We start from the raw sequence: 19,265 nt of genomic DNA on the forward strand, positions 1-19,265 counted from the left end.
GTCGCCTCCTCAGACGCGCGTCGCGGCACTGTTCAGCGCCGGTGCGACCTCATCGTCCCAGAACGCACCGACAGCCGCGTCGAGCTCGTCGATGCTGCCCTCGTTCGAGAGGACGACGTCGGCCGCGTCGCTGCGCTCGCGCCCCTGCGTGTCGGCGTCGATCTCGGCCCAGGCCTGCTCAAGATCCAGTCCACGCTCGGCCATGAGCCGTTCGACGCGCACCTCCGCCGGCGCCTCCACGACGACGACGTGGTCGAAGTCGCGCGGCGTCGCGGCGTCCGTCAGCAGCGCGAGGTCGAGCACGAGCACCGAGTCATCGCCCACGGCCTTGGCCCGGGCGTCGGCCTCCGCACGCACGAACGGGCCGATGACGGCATACATCCGCTCGCGCGCCGCGGGGCTGCGCGTCGTGAGGTCGTCGAGCGTGTGCCAGTCGATCGTGCCGTCGGGGTGGGCGATCGTCTCGGAGAACACCTCCCGCAACCGGTCGAGGGCTTCCTCGCCCGGCACGAGCAGTTCGCGCATCACCTCGTCGAACTCGACGACAACCGCGCCGCGGCGCTCGAACGCGTCGCCGACGACCGACTTGCCCGCGGCGACCGGCCCCGTCAGCCCGAGGGAGACGGCGGCGCGCTCCGCGGCCTGCTGCTGCGTCTGCGCCGTCGTCGGGACGTGCGTCTCGAACTCCGGCTCGGTGCCCTCCTCGAACTCGGGCAGGACGACGTAGGCGTCCTCGTCGAGCACGCCCTCGGCGGCGCGCCGCTCGTACTCCTCGGCGGGCAGCACCTGCTTCCACTGGCGGGTCCGCATCGGGCGTGCCGCTCCGGCGTCCTCACGCAGCGCCTGGAACAACAGCCAGGCCTGCAGGACCGTCAGGACCGTGATGGGGAACCCGATGACGATGATGACCTCCTGCAGCGCCGACAGCCCGTCCTCGCCCGCCGTGAGGATGATCGCAGCACAGACGGCGCCCACCGACAGCGACCAGAACACGCGCTGACGGCGCACCGACGCGTCCTCGTGGCCGTTGACCATGGCGTCCATGACGAGCGCGCCCGAGTCGATCGAGGTGATGAAGAAGATGACGATGACGGCGAGCGCCAGCGTCGCGACGGGCAGGTAGCCGGGCAGGTCGCGCAAGAACTGGAACAGCGCCGCCTGCGGGTTGTTCTCGTCGACGATGGTGTGCGCGAGCGAACCGCCCTGTCCCGCAGCCTTCGCGCTCGCTCGATCGCTCGTGATCGACGTGAGGCCGTACACGCCGATCCACACGATGACGAAGGCGCTGGGCAGCCCGATCGATGCCGTCACGAACGCGCGGATGGTGCGTCCGCGCGAGATCTTGGCGACGAACATCCCGACGAATGGCGCCCACGTCACCGTCCACGCCCAGTAGAAGACCGTCCACTGACCCGACCACGCGCCGTGGTGCATCGTGTCGTTGAACGTCGACAGCATCGGCAGCTGCGACAGGTAGCGACCGGCCGACTCGACGATGCCGCGCGCCACGTCGGAGGCCGACATCGCCGTCATCGCCACGAAGAGGAGCAGCGCGATCGCCATGAGGATGTTGGCGTAGGACAGGTTCTTGACGCCCTTGTCCATGCCGGCGAGCACGGACGTCAGCGCAGCCGCCGTGATGACGGCGAGGATCGCGGCCTGCACCCACCCGGCGATCGGCACGCCGAAGACATCGTTCATGCCCGAGTTGATCTGCAGCGCACCGAGACCCGTCGAGACGGCGAGACCGAAGACGGTGGAGACGACGGCGATGATGTCGATGGCCTGGCCGATGGGGCCGTGGATGCGGTCGCCGAGCAGCGGATGGAACGCAGACGACACGCGCGGCGGCAGGTTCCGCTTGTACGTGAAGTACCCGAAGCACAGGCCGGGCACGACGAGGATGGCCCACATGTGGATGCCGAAGTGGAAGTTCGCGATCGACAGCGCGTCCCACGCCGCTTCGTCCGAGTAGGGCGCCGCGCCGAGCGGCGGGCGCGCGTAGTGGTTAATCGGCTCGGCGATGCCCCAGAACATCAACGTCGCGCCGACGCCGGCCGCGAACATCATCGCGAACCACGACAGCCCCGAATAGGCGGGCTCGGCGTCGTCAGGGCCGAGCTTGACGCGCCCGTAACGGCTTGCGGCGAGCCCCAGCGAGAAGACGACGAGAAGGGTCGCGGCCGCCGTGTAGAACCAGCCGAGGTCGAAACGCAACCAGTGCGCCGCCGCACCGAAGACGGAACGCACCGGGTCGGGGAAGAGTGCCATGGACGCGGTGAACAGGACGATCAGCGCAGCGGAGCCGAAGAAGATCCGCGGTGACGTACGTAGGCCGAGACGGTCGTGCAGACGGGTGGTGAAGGAGCTCATCAACGCTTCGGGGTCGGTGGGGCCCGAGCCCGCGGACGATCGCCACGAGCCGGGTCGTGCCCTCGTGGCACGACGGCCAACCCTACGTGGTGCCCGCGGCTCGCGCCGAGCGCCCCCAGGCCGCCGTCAGTCGCCGAAGATGCTCATGCGCTCCAGGCGGTCGAAGGCCTCGTCGATCTGCTCCTCGCCGACGGTGACAGCGAGACGCAGGAACCCTTCGCCCGACGCGCCGAACGCGGTGCCGGGGATCGTCAGGATGTGGGCTTCCTCGACGATGCGCGCGGCGCACTCGAGCGACGTCAGACCGGTCTCGCGGATGTCGACCCACAGGTAGATCGTGCCCTGCGGCTCGAAGGCGTCCATGTGCGGCAGCCGCTGCACACGCTCATAAGCGCGCTGCAGGCGGCCGCGGTAGAGCTCCTTGACGGGCGGACGCAGCTCGGCGCGTCGTTCGAGAGCGTTGAGGGCCGCGCGCTGCGAGATCGAGGGCGCGGTGAAGACGTTGTTCTCGTTGACGTCACGCGCCGTCGAGACGAAGTCGGCCGGGGCGAGGATCCACCCGATGCGCCACCCAGTCATGAGGTAGTCCTTGCTGAACGACCCGATCGTCACGGTGCGCTCCGCCATGCCGGGCAGCGACGCGAACGGCACGAACGGCTCGCGGTAGGTGAACAACGTGTAGATGTCGTCGGCGACAACGACGAGGTCGTGCTCCGTTGCGACCCGCGCGACGCCCTCGAGCGCTTCGCGGCTCCACTGCACACCCGTCGGGTTGCACGGCGTGTTGACGATGACGCCGCGCGTGCGCGGCGTGATGGCGGCCTCGAGGTCGCCGATCGTCACCTGGAAGCCGTTCTCCTTCGTCGTCGGCACGAAGACGGGCACGCCGCGCGCGAGACGCACCTGGTGCGGGTACGGCGTGAAGTACGGCTCGATGACGAGCACCTCGTCACCGTCGTCGAGCAGCGTCTCCATGACGAGCCACATCGCGTGGCAGCCCGACGTCGTCACCATGACGTCGTCGACGCTGCGTTCTACGCCGTAGTCGTCGCGGTACATGTCGACGATGCCCTGGCGCAGCTCCGGGTAACCCAGGCTCGAGGTGTAGTGCGTGTGGCCGGCCTTCGCGTCGGCCGCGGCAGCCTCGATGATGCCGGCGTCGGTCGTCAGGTCGGGGTCGCCGAGGCTGAAGTTGATGACGTCGTCGAACTCGCGCGCACGGTCGGCGATGACGGACATCTGCGTCGCGGAACCCGCCTGGTAACGGGAGGAGATGAAACGAGGCACGGTGCGCCTTTCGAGCTGGTGGCCCCGCGGATCTCGCGGGGCCCGACGCAGCCATCATGCCGCAGAGCGAGACCTCGTGAAACGTTTAGGGTGGGGGCGTGAATGGCCTCCTCGTGACCGGTACCTCCTCCGATGCGGGCAAGTCGCTCGTCGTCACCGGGCTCGCGCGGGCGTGGGCGCGACGCGGGGTGCGTGTGGCCCCGTTCAAGTCGCAGAACATGTCGAACAACTCGATGGTGTGCCGTGACGGCAGCGAGATCGGGCGCGCGCAGTACCTGCAGTGCGAGGCTGCGGGCGTCGAGGCCGCGAGCGTGCACAACCCAGTCCTGCTCAAGCCGGGCAGCGACCGGGAGGCGTTCGTCGTCCTGCGTGGCCGACCGGCAGGGCGGTTGCGCGCCGGTGAGTACGCGACGGGCCGCCGTCACCTCGCGGACGCGGCGTTCACGGCCTTCGAGGAGCTGGCGGGCGACGTCGACGTCGTCATCGCCGAGGGTGCCGGCTCCCCCGCCGAGATCAACCTGCGCGGCGGCGACTACGTCAACATGGGGCTCGCGCGCCGCTTCGACCTGCCCGTCGCCCTCGTCGGCGACATCGACCGCGGCGGTGTGCTCGCCGCGCTGTACGGGACGTGGGCGTTGCTCGACGACGACGATCGTCGCCATCTCGCGGCGTACGTCATCAACAAGTTTCGCGGCGACGCGTCCGTCCTCGAGCCCGGCCTCGACGAGATCACGCGACGTACCGGCCTGCCCTGCCGCGGCGTGCTGCCATGGCTCGAGGATGTGTGGCTCGACTCTGAGGATGCCTTGTCGATCGGTCGGTGGCGACCGAGTCTTGCGGGCGGCGATGCAGACGAGGCGTGTCTGAGCGTCGCCGTCGTCCGGTTTCCGCGCACGAGCAACGCGACCGACGTCGATGCTCTCGCCGCCGAACCGGGCGTCGACGTGAGGGTGACGACGGACGCCGACCTGTGCCGTGAGGCCGACCTGCTCGTCCTGCCGGGCAGTCGCGCGACCGTCAGTGATCTGGCTTGGCTGCGCGCCCGCGGGCTCGCCGACGTCGTCGCCGACCGCGTTCGGCGTGGGGCGCCGGTGCTCGGCATCTGCGGCGGCTACGAGATGCTCGTCGACCGGCTGGAGGATTCCGTGGAATCCGGTGTCGGGGCGGTCGACGGGCTCGGGCACCTGCGCGGATCGGTGAGGTTCGAGGCGGAGAAGACGTTGGCTCGGCCCGCTGGAACGTGGCGGGGCGAGGACGTCGACGGCTACGAGATCCACCACGGTGTCGTCACCGCCGAACCGAACTTTCCCGGCGGTACGTGCGCGGGGGCCGTGTGGGGCACGATCTGGCACGGCACCCTCGAGAACGACGGATTCCGGCGGGCGTGGCTGCGTGACGTCGCCCGCGCGTCGGGCTCGGCGTGGGTGCCTCGCGACGGCGCGATGGGGTTCCGTGCCCGACGTTCAGCCATGATCGACGCCCTCGCCGACGCCTGCGACGAACACCTCGACGTCGACGCGCTGCTCGACCTGGCGATGAGGAAGGGCTGAATCATGACGGACACCACGACTCCTCGCGAGGTTCGCGTCATCGGTATCGGCGCGGGCTCCCCGCGTCATCTGACGCTCGAGGCGATCGACGCGATGCGTGAGGTCGACGTCTTCCTCGTCGCCGACAAGGGCGATGAGAAGCGCGAGCTCGTCGAGGTGCGCGAGGCGCTGTGCCGCACGCATCTGGCCGAGGGCAGCTACCGGTTCGTCGCGCTCCCCGATCCGCGGCGCGGCCCCGACGCCGAGCGTGACGCGCACCAGTACACCGACGGTGTTCTCGATTGGCACGACGCGCGCGCTCACGCGTGGGGCGAGGTGATCGACGCGCTCGAGCCGGGAATCGTCGTCGGATTCCTAGTCTGGGGTGACCCCGCGTTCTACGACTCGACGATCCGCGTCGTCGATCGACTGGCGCGCCATCGGCCGGTGAACTCGCTTGTCATTCCGGGCATCTCGGCGTTCCAGACCCTCGCCGCGGCGCACGGCATCGTGCTGCACGAGATCGGCCAACCGGTGCACGTCACGACCGGACGACGGCTCGTGAGTGAATGGTCCCCCGGCCTCGGAACGGTCGTCGTCATGCTCGACGGGCACCTCGCCTGCCGCCACCTCGTCGAGACGCACCCTGCCCTCGTCATCCACTGGGGCGCGTATGTCGGCATGCCCCAGCAGACGCTGCGCGCGGGCCGCCTCGTCGACGTCATCGACGAGATCGTCGACGTTCGTGCCCGCCTGAAGCAGGAGCACGGCTGGGTCATGGACGTCTACGCGCTGAGCCTGCCGGCATCCTGACGAGTGGCCCCGCCGTCGGCCACCGCACTCCTGGGTCTCGTTCCTGAGAGGCGGGATGTCGTGAGAGCCGCGATCGCGCCATACAGGGTTTCAGCTCTCAACCGTCGAGGATGCAGAACTCGTTGCCCTCTGGGTCGGCGAGGACGGCCCAGCCGAGGTCGCTGCGGCGATCGTCGACCATCGTCGCGCCGAGGGCGAGGGCACGCTCGATCTCGGCATCACGCGTCGAGGCCTGAGCCCGCAGATCCATGTGGGCGCGATTCTTCACCTGCTTCGCATCGGGCACCCGGTAGAACAGCACGATGGTGCCGTTCGGGGCCTCGAGTGAGCACTCGTCCGAGCCGGGACGGTACGACTCCGGCTCGGCGATCTCCCATCCCATGAGTGCGCGCCAGAACTGCGCGACGGCGAACGGATCGCGCGCGTCCCAGGTCGTGTGGGACAGATACAGCCCCATCAGCTGTCTCCTGCCGCATCACCGTCGCCGAGTACGCCGCCGGCATCGGTCGTGCGCACGGAGGCGCGGCGCGCGTCCAGCGCCTGCAGGATCATCCCCGCAGCGAGACACGCACCGACGCCCTCGCCGGCGCGAAGGCGCAGGTCGAGCAGTGGTTCGAGGCCGAGTTCGTCGAGCATGAGACCGTGCGCGCTCTCCCGGCTGCGCTGACCCGCCACGAGATACGCCTGGACCGACGGCTCCATCCGTGCGGCCGCCAAAGCCGCGACAGACGTCGCCAGTCCGTCGAGGACGATCGGCGCGTGCGCCTCAGCGGCGCCGAGCACGACACCTGCGAGCACCGCGACCTCCGGCCCACCGACCTGCGTGAGTGCCAGGCGGGCACGCTCGCCCCGATTCGTGGCGACGTCACGTGAGCCTTGGCTGCGCTCCAGTGCGGCCTCGACCACGCGCTTCTTGCGCGCCATCATCGCGGCATCCGCGCCCGATCCGAGGCCGAGCACAGCGTCGGACGGAGCCTCGAGCAGCGCCGCCGCGAGAGCAGCGGCGATCGTCGTGTTGCCGACGCCGACCTCGCCGAGCACGACGAGACCGCTCGCCCCGGCCCTCGCCCCGAGCCGCCGCCCGGCCGCAAGACACGCCTCGACGTCGTGCGGGGTGAGCGCGTCGGCGTCAACCAGGTCACCCCGTGGCCCCACGAGGTCCACGCGCTCGGTGGGGACGCCCGCGGAAAGCTCATCGGCACCCGATGCAGGCGCCGGCTGCCGCCCGTCCACGCCGGCATCGACGACAAGACAGGCAAGGCCGGCCGAACGCGCATGTGCCGCTCCAAGGGAAGTGCCCGCCCTGGCCGCGCGCATGACGTCGGCCGTCACGGACGAGGCGTAGGCGCTCACGCCGTGGCGGGTGACCGGGTGGTCGGCACCGGCCAGGACCAGTGTGCCGCCGGCGACGTCCGGCCCGGCGATGGCGGCGACCCGGTTGACGACGCGGTCGAGCACCCCGAGCGCCTCCGGCGGAGCGAGCAGGCGGTCGGCGTCGTCGCTGGCGGCGACGAGACGGGCGCCTTCGGGGCCGGCGAGGTAGGACGGTGGCGGCTCGGTCGGTCGCAAGCCTGACGCGGGGGCCCCTGGACCGAACGCCGCCGCCGGGCCGCCGTCGACACCCACGGTCTCCGGTTCGCGTGCCGTGGCATCGATCTCACCCGTCTCGGGCCAGCGTTCTGCCAGCACGACGTCGTCGAGGGCCAGCTTGGCCGACCATGCGGCGCGCTGCAGACCTGGTTCGGGCGGACGCTCGTCGGGCCAGCCGAGGCACATCCAGCCGAGGGTCTCGACGCCGTCGGGCAGGCCGAGCAGATCAGCCAAATCGGCGGGTTCGAACAGCGTCACCCACCCCATGCCGAGGCCGTGGGCGCGCGCCGTCAGCCACATGTTCTCGATGGCGCACGCACACGACCAGACGTCCGTGTCGGTGAACGTCGCCCGCCCGAGCACGCCCGCTGCGGGCACGCGCCGGTCACAGGCCACGACGACGCCGACGGGCGCCTCGCGCAGCCCTTCGAGCTTGAGGTCGAGCAACCGCGCCGCCCGCTCGGGCAGCATCTGACGAGCCTGCCGCAAGCGTGCCGTGTCCGCGAGGTGCGCAGCGCGATCCCGGGTCGCCGGATTGCTCACGACGATGAACCGCCACGGCTGTGAATGGCCGACCGACGGCCCGGCATGACCCGCCGCGAGCACCTCGCGCACGAGCTCGTCCGGCACCGCGTCGGGGCGATAACGCCGAATGTCGCGACGCGCCCCGATGACGTCGGCGAGGGCTTCCTGCACCTGCGCGCCCATGGACCAGCCAGCCGGATCATCGCGGCGTTCGCGCGCCGACGAGGCGTCACCGATGACAGGCGTCGGACGACGGAAGCCACCTCCGTCGCTCGAGTCGGCGATCCGAGAAGACTCCGCGAGCGAGGCGTCCCCGACGTGACGCCGAAGCCCCTCGACATCCGGGGACGGCGCACCCCGCGCAGGCCCTGCCGGCACTCCACGCAGCGACTCGTCGGGGCTCACTCCTCCAGCTCACCTTCGACGTCGAGGTAGACCTGCTGCATTGCGGCGACGGTCTCGGGGTTGGGTTCCGCCCACAGTCCACGCTCGGCCGCCTCGCCGAGCTTCTCGATGATGCCGCGCAGCGCCCACGGGTTCGCGTGGCGCATGAACGCCTGGTTCGTCTCGTCGAGCACGTACTCGGACGCGATCGACTCGTACATCCAGTCGGGCACGACCTGGCTCGTCGCGTCGAAACCGAACAGGTAGTCGACGGTCGCGGCGAGCTCGAACGCGCCCTTGTAGCCGTGGCGCTGCATCGCCGAGATCCAGCGCGGGTTGACGACGCGGGCGCGGAAGATGCGGGCGGTCTCCTCCGTCAGCGTGCGGGTGCGCACGGCGTCAAGGCTCGTCGAATCTCCCACGTACGCCTTGGGTTCGGCACCCGTCAGTGCCTTCACCGTCGCGACCATGCCGCCGTGGTACTGGAAGTAGTCGTCGGAGTCGAGGATGTCGGATTCGCGGTTGTCGACGTTCTTCGCCGCCACCTGGATGCGTCGATAGTTGCGCTCCATGTCGTCGCGCGCGGGCGCGCCGTCGAGGTCGCGGCCGTAGGCGAACCCACCCCACGCCGTGTAGACCTCCGCGAGGTCGTCGTTGCTGCGCCAGTTGCCCGACTCCATGACCTGCAGCAGGCCCGCGCCGTACGAACCCGGTTTCGAACCGAAGATGCGGGTGCGGGCGCGCCGCTCGTCGCCGTGCGTCTCGACGTCGGCGAGGGCGTGCGCGCGCGGGAAGTTCTGATCGAGCGGCTCGTCGAGGTCGACGACGAGCTTGACGGCGTCGTCGATCATCGCGACGACGTGCGGGAAGGCATCACGGAAGAACCCCGAGATGCGGACGGTGACGTCGATGCGCGGACGCCCGAGCTCCTCGAGGCTGATCGGTTCGAGCCCGACGACGCGGCGTGACTGCTCGTCCCAGATGGGCATGATGCCCAGCAGTGCAAGGATCTCGCCGATGTCGTCGCCGCTCGTGCGCATCGCGGAGGTGCCCCACGCCGACAGCCCGACCGATTCAGGCAGCGCGCCCTCGTCCTCGCGGTAGCGGGCGATGAGCGAATCCGCCATCGCGCGGCCCGTCTCGTACGCGAGGCGGCTCGGGATCGCCTTCGGGTCGACCGAGTAGAAGTTGCGGCCCGTCGGTAGGACGTTGACGAGCCCGCGCAGCGGCGAACCGCTCGGGCCGGCGGCGACGTACCCACCGTCGAGCGCGTGCAGCACGGAGGTGATCTCCTGCGGTGTCTGCTGCAGACGCGGCACGATCTGGGTGCAGGCGAACCGCAGGGACGCCTCGACGCCGGCGCGGTCGACGCCGGCGACCTCGTCGTCCGCCAACCCCGCGAGGTGCGCCTCGACGACATCGGAGACCGACGCGGCATCCCACCCGGCAGCAGCCAATGCGGTGACGAGGGCGTGCGCGTGCCGCTCGGCGTTGTCGGTGGCGTCGCGGTCGTCACTCGTCGGGTCGAGGCCGAGCGCGGTGCGCAAGCCGGGCAGCCCGTCCTTCGCACCGCCGAAGAGCTGGTTGGAGCGCAGCATCGCGACGACGAGGTTCGTCAGGCCCTCGCCGTCGGGCGCGGCGCCGAGCACGTGCAGACCGTCACGAATCTGCACGTCCTTGATCTCGCACAGCCACCCGTCGACGTGCATGACGAACTCGTCGAACGAATCCTCGTCCGGCATGTCCTCGAGGCCGAGGTCGTGGTGCAGCTCGGCCGCGCGGATGAGCGTCCAGATCTCGCCCTGCAGCGCCGGCGCCTTCGCCGGGTCCATGACGCTGACGTTGCCGTACTCGTCGAGCAGCTGCTCGAGGCGGGCGATGTCGCCGTAGCTCTCGGCGCGCGCCATCGGCGGCACGAGGTGGTCGACGATCGTCGCGTGCGCGCGTCGTTTGGCCTCGGTGCCCTCGCCGGGGTCGTTGACGAGGAAGGGGTAGATGAGCGGCAGCGAGCCGAGCGCGGCATCGGTGCCGCACGAGGCGGACATGCCGAGGCTCTTGCCCGGCATCCACTCGAGGTTGCCGTGCTTGCCCATGTGGACGACGGCGTGGGCGCCGAACTCCTCCTCGATCCACCGGTAGGTCGCGACGTAGTGGTGCGTCGGCGGCAGGTCGGGGTCGTGGTAGATCGCGATGGGGTTCTCACCGAAGCCGCGCGGCGGCTGCACGAGGATGACGAGGTTGCCCGCCTGCAGTGCCGCGGTGACGATCTCGCCGGCCTCGTCATGGGAGCGGTCGACGAACAGCTCACCGGGCGCCTCACCCCAGTGCTCGCTCATCCCCTCGCGCAGATCCTCGGGCAGGCGGGCGAACCACTCGCGGTAGAGGGCTGCGGGGATACGTACGTGCGCGTCGGTGAGCTGCGCGTCCGTCAACCACTCCGGGTCCTGCCCGCCCGCGGCGATCAGGGCGTGGATGAGCGCGTTGCCCGCGGTCGTGTCGAGCTCCTCGCCCTCGATCGGTTCGACGTCGTCGAGACCGGGGATCGCGCCGCGTTCGCCGAGGTCGTAACCGGCCTCGCGCATGGCGCGCAGCAGCCGGATCGTCGAGACGGGCGTGTCGAGGCCAACGGCGTTGCCGATGCGCGAGTGCTTCGTCGGGTACGCCGACAGCATGACGGCGATGCGGCGCTCCGCCGGGTCGAGATGACGCAGCCGCGCGTGCCCGACGACGATGCCCGCGACGCGGTCGCAGCGCTCCGGGTCGGCGACGTAGGACGGCAGGCCGTCCGAGTCGAACTCCTTGAAGCTGAACGGAACGGAGATGATGCGCCCGTCGAACTCGGGCACCGCGACCTGCGTCGCGACGTCGAGCGGCGTCATCCCGTCATCGGAGGCGGCCCACTGCTCGCGGCTCCACGTCAGGCACAGCCCCTGGACGATGGGGACGTCGAGCGCGGCGAGGGCCTGGACGTCCCAGCTCTCGTCGTCCTCCCCCGCGCCCGCGGACGCCGGACGCGACCCGCCGGCGGCGAGCACCGTCGTCACGAGGGCGTCGTAACCGGCGAGGTGGTCGAGCAGTTCGGCGTCGGCCTCGCGCAGGCTGGAGACGTAGATCGGCACCCCGATGCCGCCGGCGCGGTCGATCGCGTCGGCGAGGGCATGGGCGTACGCGTCGTTGCCCGCGACGTACTGGGCACGATAGAAGAGCACCGCGACGCGGGGCTTCTTCGTGGCCGTGGCGCCGTCGGTGCTCTCGGCGTCATCGGCGATCTCGGGGCGCTCGAGCACACCCCACGAGGGTGTGACAACGGGCGGTTCGAAGCCTTCGCCGGTCATGAGCAGCGTGTCGCTGAGGAACGCGTGCAGCTCCTTGAGGTTCGCCGCACCGCCCTGCGCGAGGTACTCGTGGGCCTGCGCCGCGACCCCGGGCGGCGTCGTCGAACGCTCCATGAGGGCCGCGTTGGGCTCCTGCTCACCGCCGAGGACGACGACGGGACGGCCGGAGGCGGCGTACGCCGCGAAACCAGTGCACAGATCCTGCGGGCCGCCGAGCAGGCGGACGACGACGATGTCGGCGCCCTCGGAAGCGTCGCCGTGCGTCGGCACGCGCCCCGGGTTGGAGACGGCGTAGTCGGCACCGCTCGCACGGGCGCTGAGCAGATCGGTGTCCGAGGTGGAGATGAGGGCGATGCGCGCCATGAGGGCAGCTCCTTCGCGGGTGTCCACGCCCGCGTCGTCGTGAGAGGGCTCCCGTGGCACGGGAGTCGATCGTCAGGGCGTTCCTGACTCGCCGACGCACGCGTCGGACACACAGTGGCGGGACCGTCCCGGATTCGCACCGGGTTCCATCACCTGACGACCGTGCCCGAGCCTAACGGAGACGGCTCGTATGCTGCTCGCTGTGCCCGTACGAGATGTCGACGACCGCTGCCCCGGTGTGCTGCGCCCGTTCGCAGCTGCCGACGGCGCCATCGTCCGCCTGCGCGTGGCCGGTGGGCGCGTGTCGAGCCATGACCTCGTGACGGTGTGCGATCTTGCCGAACGATTCGGTCAGCCGTTCGTCCAGCTGACGTCGCGAGGCAACCTGCAGCTTCGCGGTTTGGACGAGCCGCTGCCGGGCGCGTTCGTCGACGCCGTCGCGGCGCTCGGGATGCTGCCGTCAGCAACGCACGAGCGGGTGCGCAACATCGTCGCGGGGCCGGATGCGTCGCTCGATTCCCTGGTGGGTCAATTGGATTCGGCGATCCTCGACGCACCGTCGTTGGCGTCATTGTCGGGGCGATGGATCTTCGCGCTGGCCGCCGGGGACGAGACGCTGCCCGCGGTGCCGGCCGATGTCGCGTTCGCTCTCGGCGCGGACGACGACGGCTCGCGGGCCGGTGAGATGCGCGTCGATCAGATGCGTGCCGGCGAAGTGCGCGTCGGTGGCCGGTCCTTCGCATGTGCTGCGCACCAGGCCGCGGCGACGCTGGTCGCTGTCGCGGAGGACTTCGTCGCGACGACGCAGCATGATGACGGGCGGTTCTGGAACGTCACAGACCTGCCCGACGACCATCCGTTCTTCGCCCGACTCGACAAGCGGGTGCGCGCCGCCGATATGCCCCGCGCCGAGGCCCGGCCCGCGACCGGCACCGCGGCGGCCACGTCCAAGAGCCGCCTGGAGGTTCATCTCCCGCTCGGCCTGCTCGACGCGCCGGCCGCTCGCGCCCTGGACGAGGTGACGCAGGACGTCGTCGTCACCCCCGAGCGCAGCATCGTCGTGCGTACGCTGCGCGACGGCGCCGACCTGCCCAGCGCGACCAGGCATCTGCGCGGCGCCGGGTTCGTCACCGAACCCGGTTCGGCCCGAGCGCGATTCAGCGCCTGCGTCGGCGCACCATACTGCCGTCGCACCGACGTCTCGACGCTCGACCTCACGCGGGCCGCGGCGAGGATCTTCGACGACGGCAACCGGTGTGACACGGCGCTCGATGACAGCCGCATCGGCAGCGTCATCGCTGCGAGCACGCCCGAGCATGCCAGCGCCGATGATCGACGTGCCACCGTTTCCGCCGCACCCCGCGTCCACGTCGTCGGGTGCGAGCGTGCGTGCGGCCGCCCCACCGGCGAGCATCATCTCGTCGTCGCCCCTCACAACCTGACCGACATCCTCGACCCGAACGGCCGCTCATGACCGACATCGCTCCCCCGACCCGCCGCTACGACTACGAGCGTGACGGGCGTGCCATCTATCGCGAGTCGTTCGCGACGATCCGTCGTGAGGTGACGCTCGACCACCTGCCCGAGGGCGTCCACCGTGCTGCGGTGCGGGTCGCGCATGCCGCAGGCGACGTCGGCGTCATCGACGAGATCGCCGGCAGCACGGACGTCGGCGAGGCCGCTCTCGCCGCGCTGCGCGCCGGCGCGCCCGTCATCACCGACTCGCACATGCTCGCCGCGGGCGTGACGCGCAGCCGACTGCCCGCCGACAACGACGTCATCTGTACGCTGCGCGAACCGCAGGTGCCGGCGCTCGCACAGGCCTGGTCGACGACTCGCTCGGCCGCCGCCGCGTCGTTGTGGGCACCGCACCTCGACGGCGCCGTCGTGGCCATCGGCAACGCCCCGACGGCCCTGTTCCACCTGCTCGAGATGCTGCTCGACGGCGCCCCGCGCCCAGCTGCGATCGTCGGGATGCCCGTCGGTTTCGTCGGCTCCGCCGAGTCCAAGGTCGCTCTCGCCGAGCATCGTCTCGACGACGGATCACAGATCCCCTGGCTGACCGTCCATGGGCGCCGGGGAGGCTCAGCCATGGCTGCGGCCGCCGTCAACGCCCTCGCGACCGAGCAGGAGATCCTGTGATGACGGGCAGCCTGTGGTGCGTCGGCGTCGGCCCCGGCGACCCCGAACTCATCACCCGCAAGGCCGCTCGGCTCATCGAGACCGCCGACGTCGTCGCCTACCACCGCGCCGGTCATCGTCCGAGCACTGCACGCACCATCGCGGCCGATCTCATCCCGGACGGCGTCGTCGAGGAAGAGCTCGTCTACCCCGTGACGACGGGTGAAATCGACCATCCCGGCGGCTACCACGGTGCGATGGCGGCATTCTACCTCGAGTGCGCCGAACGCCTCGGCGCCCACCTCGACGCCGGACGCAGCGTCGTCCTGCTCGCCGAGGGCGACCCGTTGTTCTTCGGTTCGTCGATGTACGTCCACGACCTGCTCGCCGAGCGTTTCGACGCCCATGTCGTGCCCGGGGTGACGTCGGTCTCCGCGGCGTCCGCGGGCCTGTCGACAGGGTTGTGCAGGCACGAGGACGTGCTCACCGTGCTGCCCGGCACCCTCCCCGTCACCGAGATGGCGCGCCGCCTCGCCGACACCGACGCCGCCGTCATCATGAAGCTGGGCCGCACCTTCGCGAACGTGCGCGAGGCACTCGCCCAGGCGGGCCTGCTCGAGCGCGCCTGGTACGTCGAGCGGGCGAGCCGTGACGGTGAACGCCTCCTCCCTGTCACACAGGTCGACCCGGCGCACGTGCCGTACATGTCGCTCGTCGTCGTGCCCGGGCTCGATCGACGCGCCGACGCCGCCGGCCGCGCGTCGGGAAGCGCGAACAGTTCGAGCCGGGCCGCGATGCAGCGAGTCCGCGGCGTGCTGCCGGCCGCAGCGACGTCCGAGAGGTCGGGCGAGCCCGGAACCGTGTTCGTCGTCGGGCTCGGGCCCGGCCCCGACGCCTGGCTGACGCCCGAGGCGGCTGACGTCCTGGGGCGCGTCTCGTACGTCATCGGCTATGCGCCGTACGTGGCCCGGGTCCCCACACGCGATGGCCTCGTCCGGCTCCCGAGCGGCAACACGGTCGAGGTCGATCGCGGCACCCAGGCACTCGAACTCGCGCATGACGGGCACGACGTCGCCGTCGTCTCCGGGGGCGACGCCGGGGTGTTCGGGATGGCGTCGGCCGTCTTCGAGGCGCGCGAGCGACCCGAGAACGCCGCGCTCGCCGGGATGCCCGTGCATGTCGTTCCCGGCGTGACGGCGGCACACGCCGCGGCCGCCCTGGCCGGCGCCGTGCTCGGAGGTGACCACGCGCTCATCTCCCTGTCCGACCGCCTCAAGCCGTGGGACGTCATCGACGCGCGCCTGCGCGCCTGTGCCCGCGCCGACCTCGCGATGGCGTTCTACAACCCGCGTTCGGCGAGCCGCCCCCATCAGTTCGCCCAGGCGCTCGCCGTGCTGCGTGAGGAACTGCCAGGCGACCGACCCGTCGTCGTCGCACGTCATGTGGGCCGCGAGCAGGAGGCCCTCGAGGTGACGAGCGTGGCTGCGCTCGACCCCGAGGCGATCGACATGGGTTGCCTCGTCATCGTCGGCTCCCAGGGCACCCGCACCACGGCCGACGGGCGCGTGTGGACGGCGCGATTCGTCCCGTCGAGGTGATCACGCCGGCGGTCGAAAAACCGTCGGGTCTCTATGGACACAGGAGACCCGCGGGCACGTAGCGTCAGGGGTATGAGCGACTTCACCCCCCACGCCGGCTCCTCCGAGTCGCCGTCGGTCACCTACCCCGACGGCTCGACGCTCGGTGTCGAGGTGGATGGGTCCCAGGTGCATCTCGTCGCACGCGGCGACGTCCACGACCTCATCCGCGACACCAACCTCTCGCCCGCCGAGGCCCATCACCTCGGGGAGGCGCTCGTCGAGGCCTCCGCCGAGGCCGGGGCTCCGGAGCCGCCCCGCCGAAACGACCCCGCCGAGATCGACGCACTGCTCGATAAGTTCGCGCTGGACGAGCCCGCCTGAGCCACGCGAGTCTGCCTCAGACAGACGTCAGGCCGACGCGGGGCGCGAGTTCGGTTGCGTGCCGTCACGAACCCCGGTTAGATGCACGTGATACCGGAACATCACCGTTCAAGGGGGAGAACGATGCGTCGAATTCTTGTCGCCGGCGCGGCTGCCGTCTGCTTGCTCGTCGAAGGCGCGGGCCCGGCGTCCGCTGCTGAACCCACGTCGGTGACTGCCGCGTCGACCAGCGTCTCGTCTGCGGCGTCAGCACGAGCCGCAGCTGTCACCTGGGGCGTTGGGACGGCAGGTGTTGCGGCGCCCGGTGCCCAGAACGTCGCGTTCGTCGACGCGTCGACGAACCATCAGTCCATCGGGCAGCAGCCCGAGCGGCGGCGCACGCCGTCCCGCAAGAAGCGTCGCAGCGGCGGGGTCGGGCGATTCTTCGGCGGGCTCGTGTTCATGTTCATCGGGTTGCCGCTGCTCGTCGTCGCCGCGCTCGTCCTGTTCTTCATGGTGCGTCGCGGTCGCAAGCAGCGCGAGCAAGCCTTCGCGCAACAGCAGCGTCGTCAGACCCAGAACGGCCCCTACCAGGCGCAACAGGGCCCCTACCCCGGCGCGAACGGCACGAACGACGTCGACGGGCAGAACCCGACGCACCGGTACTGAGCGACGCCGGTCAGGACACCGAGCGAGCAGGCCACCCGAGAGCCACCGCCGATGACGCGGTGGCTCTCGTGCGTCACGTTCGTTCGCGGCTGCAGCTGTAGAGGTGCGACTCGGCGAAGCCGTGGGCCGCGAGCGCAGGCCCGACGAGGATGACGGCGGCCTGCCGCAGCCCGGCGTCCTCGACCTGATCGGCGATGTCGGCGAGCGTGCCGCGCAGGATGAGTTCGTCGGGGCTGCTGACCTGTGAGCCCACGACGACGGGACAGTCGGTGCCGTAGTGCTCGGCCAGCTCGTGTGCGAGCCGCCGCGTGTGACGGATCGCGAGGTGGAGCACGAGTGTCGCCCCCGTCCGCGCGAAGTTCGCGAGCTCCTCACCCGCCGGCATCGGCGTCGAATCGCGCTGTGCACGCGTCAGGACGACCGACTGCGTCACCTCGGGCACCGTCAGCTCGCGTCCGACACGCGCGGCTGTGGCCGCGTAGGCCGGCACGCCCGGGCAGACGTCCCAGGCGATGCCGGCTGCGTCGAGGCGCCGGCCCTGCTCGGCCACGGCGCTGTAGACGGAAGGGTCGCCCGAGCACAGACGCGCCACGTCGTGCCCCAGCGCATCCGCGGCGACGATGTCGTCGATGATCTCGTCGAGGGTGAGGTGCTGTGTGTCGACGCGGCGCGCGCCCGGCGGGCAATGGGCGAGGACGGCGTCGTCGAGGTAGGTGCCGGCGTACAAGCACACCTGCGAACTCTCGATCAGGCGCACCGCGCGCAGCGTCAGCAGGTCGGCGGCGCCGGGGCCAGCACCGATGAAGTGAACGGTCATGTCAGATCCTTCGCGTAGCTCCACTGGACGACGGCGCGCGCGGGGCGCCAGCCGTGCAGCCGGCCGAGGGGTTCGAGGTGTTCGACGGCCAGGCGCGTGAGGTCGCCGCCACGCGTGCGCCAGGCGTGGAGGAGGATGCTCTCGCTCTCGAGCGTGACGGCGTGAGCGAGGAGGCGGCCACCGGGGCGTAGAGCCGCGAGGGCAGCGTCCACAGCCTCGGCGCTCAGCCCGCCACCGAAGAAGACCGCATCGGGAGCGCTGTCACGCGCGTCGCTCGTGCCGCGAGCGGCGCCGTCACGGCAGGGGCCGCCGGCGGTGCCATCGGGGTGCTGCACGCCGCGGACGGCGACATCGTGGACGACGACATCATGGACGCTCGCCTCGACGACGTCGACGCGATGATCGACTCCGAGGGCGCGGGCGTTCTCGCGGGCGCGTTCGGCGCGTACGGGATCGCGTTCGACGGCGACGGCGCGAGCCTCGGGCGCGGCGAGCGCCCATTCGATGCCGACGGCCCCCGAGCCGGCGCCGAGATCCCAGAGCAGCGCGCCGCGCGTGGGGCGCAATCGCGCGAGTGCCGCAGCCCGCACGTCGCGTTTCGTGATGAGCCCGTCATTGCCGAACCACGTCTCGGTGCGGCCCGGAACCGTCCCGACGACGTCGGCCGCGCCCAGTTCGTCGGGCACCTCGACGCAGACGAGGACGAGGTCGGGAATCGGCTCGGCGAGGTCGCGTTCCCCGTCGGGCCACCCCTGGGCGGTGGCCTGTAGCGACCCTTCCCCGGGCCCGCCGAGGTGCCACCAGGCCGTCAGCCTCGCCTCCGGTGCTCCCGACTGCACGAGCAGCGCGGCGAGCTCGCCCGGGCCGCGCGCGTCGGAGCACAGCACGACGAGTCGCGCTCTGGGCGTGACGAACGGGCGCACTCGCTCGATGCTGCGGCCCACCGTCGTCACGACGTCGACGCTCTCGGCCGCCCACCCCATCCGGGCGCGCGCGAGGGTCTCGCTCGACAGTGCGGGATGGACGCGAACGGCGCCCGCACCGAACTCGTCGATGAGCGTCGTCGCGACACCCGAGCGCAGCGGATCGCCGGAGGCGAGCACGACAACGCGCCCGGACGCGGCATCGTCCGTCTCGTGGGCGTCGGACGACGTGGCGCGCCCATGGGCATGGTCATCGGCATGGAACAGGAGCTCGCGCAGCCCGTCGCGCAACGGGCGCGGCCACGTGAGGCGCTCCTGGCCCTCCACCTGCGGCAGCAGCTCCAGGTGCCGTCGTCCGCCGACGACGACGTCAGCGTCCGTGACGAGTTGCCGAAGGTGGGCGGGCAGCAGCGCCCACCCACCGTCCTGGATGCCGACGACCTCGATCATGGGCGACACCCTATGCCCCGCCGGGGCCTCGGGCGGCGTCGGCGTCTGTCATGATGGGGCCGTCGCGCGCGAGGAATGCCGGTGCGAATCCGGCAGCGGTCCCGCCACTGTGATCCCCGACGGGGTAAGCCAGGACGTCGCCGCGA

The 19,265-nt window shown here is 71.0% G+C and carries 14 protein-coding genes and 2 riboswitches; of the genes, 7 read left to right on the top strand and 7 right to left on the bottom strand.

All coding sequences use genetic code 11. From position 1 onward, the window contains the following. Nucleotides 1-9 precede the first annotated feature (9 nt). Both coaE and NQ706_RS03710 read right to left on the bottom strand, forming a co-directional pair. The gene (coaE, locus tag NQ706_RS03705; RefSeq protein ID WP_038568329.1) at nt 10-2,373 is read right to left on the bottom strand and encodes a dephospho-CoA kinase; all 2,364 of its coding nucleotides are present in this window, start codon (nt 2,371-2,373) and stop codon (nt 10-12) included. A 126-nt stretch (nt 2,374-2,499) separates the two neighbouring features. After that, on the bottom strand, nt 2,500-3,660 hold the full coding sequence (locus NQ706_RS03710; RefSeq protein ID WP_038568331.1) for an aminotransferase class I/II-fold pyridoxal phosphate-dependent enzyme: 1,161 nt from the start codon (nt 3,658-3,660) through the stop codon (nt 2,500-2,502). Between the two features lie 98 nt (nt 3,661-3,758). Here NQ706_RS03710 and NQ706_RS03715 point away from each other — a divergent pair, with 98 nt between their 5' ends. Then, nucleotides 3,759-5,210 (top strand): cobyric acid synthase, encoded by a 1,452-nt coding sequence (locus tag NQ706_RS03715; RefSeq protein WP_006945436.1) that lies wholly within the window; start codon nt 3,759-3,761, stop codon nt 5,208-5,210. Nucleotides 5,211-5,213: 3 nt separating this feature from the next. Then, a complete protein-coding gene (gene cobF, locus NQ706_RS03720) occupies nt 5,214-6,002 on the top strand; it encodes a precorrin-6A synthase (deacetylating) (RefSeq protein WP_038568336.1) in 789 nt (262 codons plus the stop codon). Between the two features lie 97 nt (nt 6,003-6,099). On the opposite strand, the gene NQ706_RS03725 is transcribed toward cobF, so the two are convergent. Genes NQ706_RS03725 through cobN form a run of 3 tightly spaced genes read right to left on the bottom strand, consistent with a single transcriptional unit; the run spans nt 6,100 to nt 12,199 of the window. Then, on the bottom strand, nt 6,100-6,459 hold the full coding sequence (locus tag NQ706_RS03725) for a VOC family protein (RefSeq protein ID WP_038568339.1): 360 nt from the start codon (nt 6,457-6,459) through the stop codon (nt 6,100-6,102). Further along, nucleotides 6,459-8,522, bottom strand: coding sequence for a 5,6-dimethylbenzimidazole synthase (gene bluB / locus NQ706_RS03730; RefSeq protein WP_200874209.1), 2,064 nt, complete (start codon nt 8,520-8,522; stop codon nt 6,459-6,461). The genes NQ706_RS03725 and bluB overlap by 1 nt, the downstream gene beginning before the upstream one ends. Next, complete coding sequence (gene cobN / locus NQ706_RS03735) at nt 8,519-12,199, bottom strand: cobaltochelatase subunit CobN (RefSeq protein ID WP_038568342.1); 3,681 nt, start codon at nt 12,197-12,199, stop codon at nt 8,519-8,521. Before cobN ends, bluB begins: the two co-directional genes overlap by 4 nt. 58 nt (nt 12,200-12,257) lie before the next feature. Continuing rightward, nucleotides 12,258-12,379: riboswitch (cobalamin riboswitch) on the bottom strand. Nucleotides 12,380-12,389: 10 nt separating this feature from the next. Between cobN and NQ706_RS03740 the strand changes: the two genes are divergently transcribed. The 5 genes from NQ706_RS03740 to NQ706_RS03760 all read left to right on the top strand — a co-directional run bounded on the left by NQ706_RS03740 (nt 12,390) and on the right by NQ706_RS03760 (nt 16,929). Beyond that, the gene (locus NQ706_RS03740; RefSeq protein WP_051805902.1) at nt 12,390-13,673 is read left to right on the top strand and encodes a hypothetical protein; all 1,284 of its coding nucleotides are present in this window, start codon (nt 12,390-12,392) and stop codon (nt 13,671-13,673) included. Continuing rightward, nucleotides 13,670-14,341: a precorrin-8X methylmutase gene (locus NQ706_RS03745; protein ID WP_038568351.1), complete on the top strand. Its 672-nt coding sequence runs from the start codon at nt 13,670-13,672 to the stop codon at nt 14,339-14,341. Before NQ706_RS03740 ends, NQ706_RS03745 begins: the two co-directional genes overlap by 4 nt. Further along, complete coding sequence (locus NQ706_RS03750; protein WP_038568355.1) at nt 14,341-15,918, top strand: precorrin-2 C(20)-methyltransferase; 1,578 nt, start codon at nt 14,341-14,343, stop codon at nt 15,916-15,918. Before NQ706_RS03745 ends, NQ706_RS03750 begins: the two co-directional genes overlap by 1 nt. A 72-nt stretch (nt 15,919-15,990) precedes the next feature. Continuing rightward, nucleotides 15,991-16,281 (top strand): hypothetical protein, encoded by a 291-nt coding sequence (locus NQ706_RS03755; protein WP_038568358.1) that lies wholly within the window; start codon nt 15,991-15,993, stop codon nt 16,279-16,281. 123 nt (nt 16,282-16,404) lie between these two features. Continuing rightward, on the top strand, nt 16,405-16,929 hold the full coding sequence (locus NQ706_RS03760) for a hypothetical protein (RefSeq protein ID WP_038568361.1): 525 nt from the start codon (nt 16,405-16,407) through the stop codon (nt 16,927-16,929). A 73-nt stretch (nt 16,930-17,002) separates the two neighbouring features. Here the strand turns inward: NQ706_RS03760 and cobM are convergent, their stop codons facing one another. Beyond that, nucleotides 17,003-17,746, bottom strand: a complete 744-nt coding sequence (cobM, locus tag NQ706_RS03765) for a precorrin-4 C(11)-methyltransferase (RefSeq protein WP_038568363.1) — start codon at nt 17,744-17,746, stop codon at nt 17,003-17,005. After that, on the bottom strand, nt 17,743-19,119 hold the full coding sequence (cbiE, locus tag NQ706_RS03770; RefSeq protein WP_051805904.1) for a precorrin-6y C5,15-methyltransferase (decarboxylating) subunit CbiE: 1,377 nt from the start codon (nt 19,117-19,119) through the stop codon (nt 17,743-17,745). Before cbiE ends, cobM begins: the two co-directional genes overlap by 4 nt. A 72-nt stretch (nt 19,120-19,191) precedes the next feature. Then, a riboswitch (cobalamin riboswitch) is annotated at nt 19,192-19,255 on the top strand. The last annotated feature ends 10 nt before the right edge of the window (nt 19,256-19,265 follow it).

Source organism: Dermacoccus sp. BD5 (assembly GCF_044878485.1).
GTDB lineage: Bacteria > Actinomycetota > Actinomycetes > Actinomycetales > Dermatophilaceae > Dermacoccus > Dermacoccus nishinomiyaensis.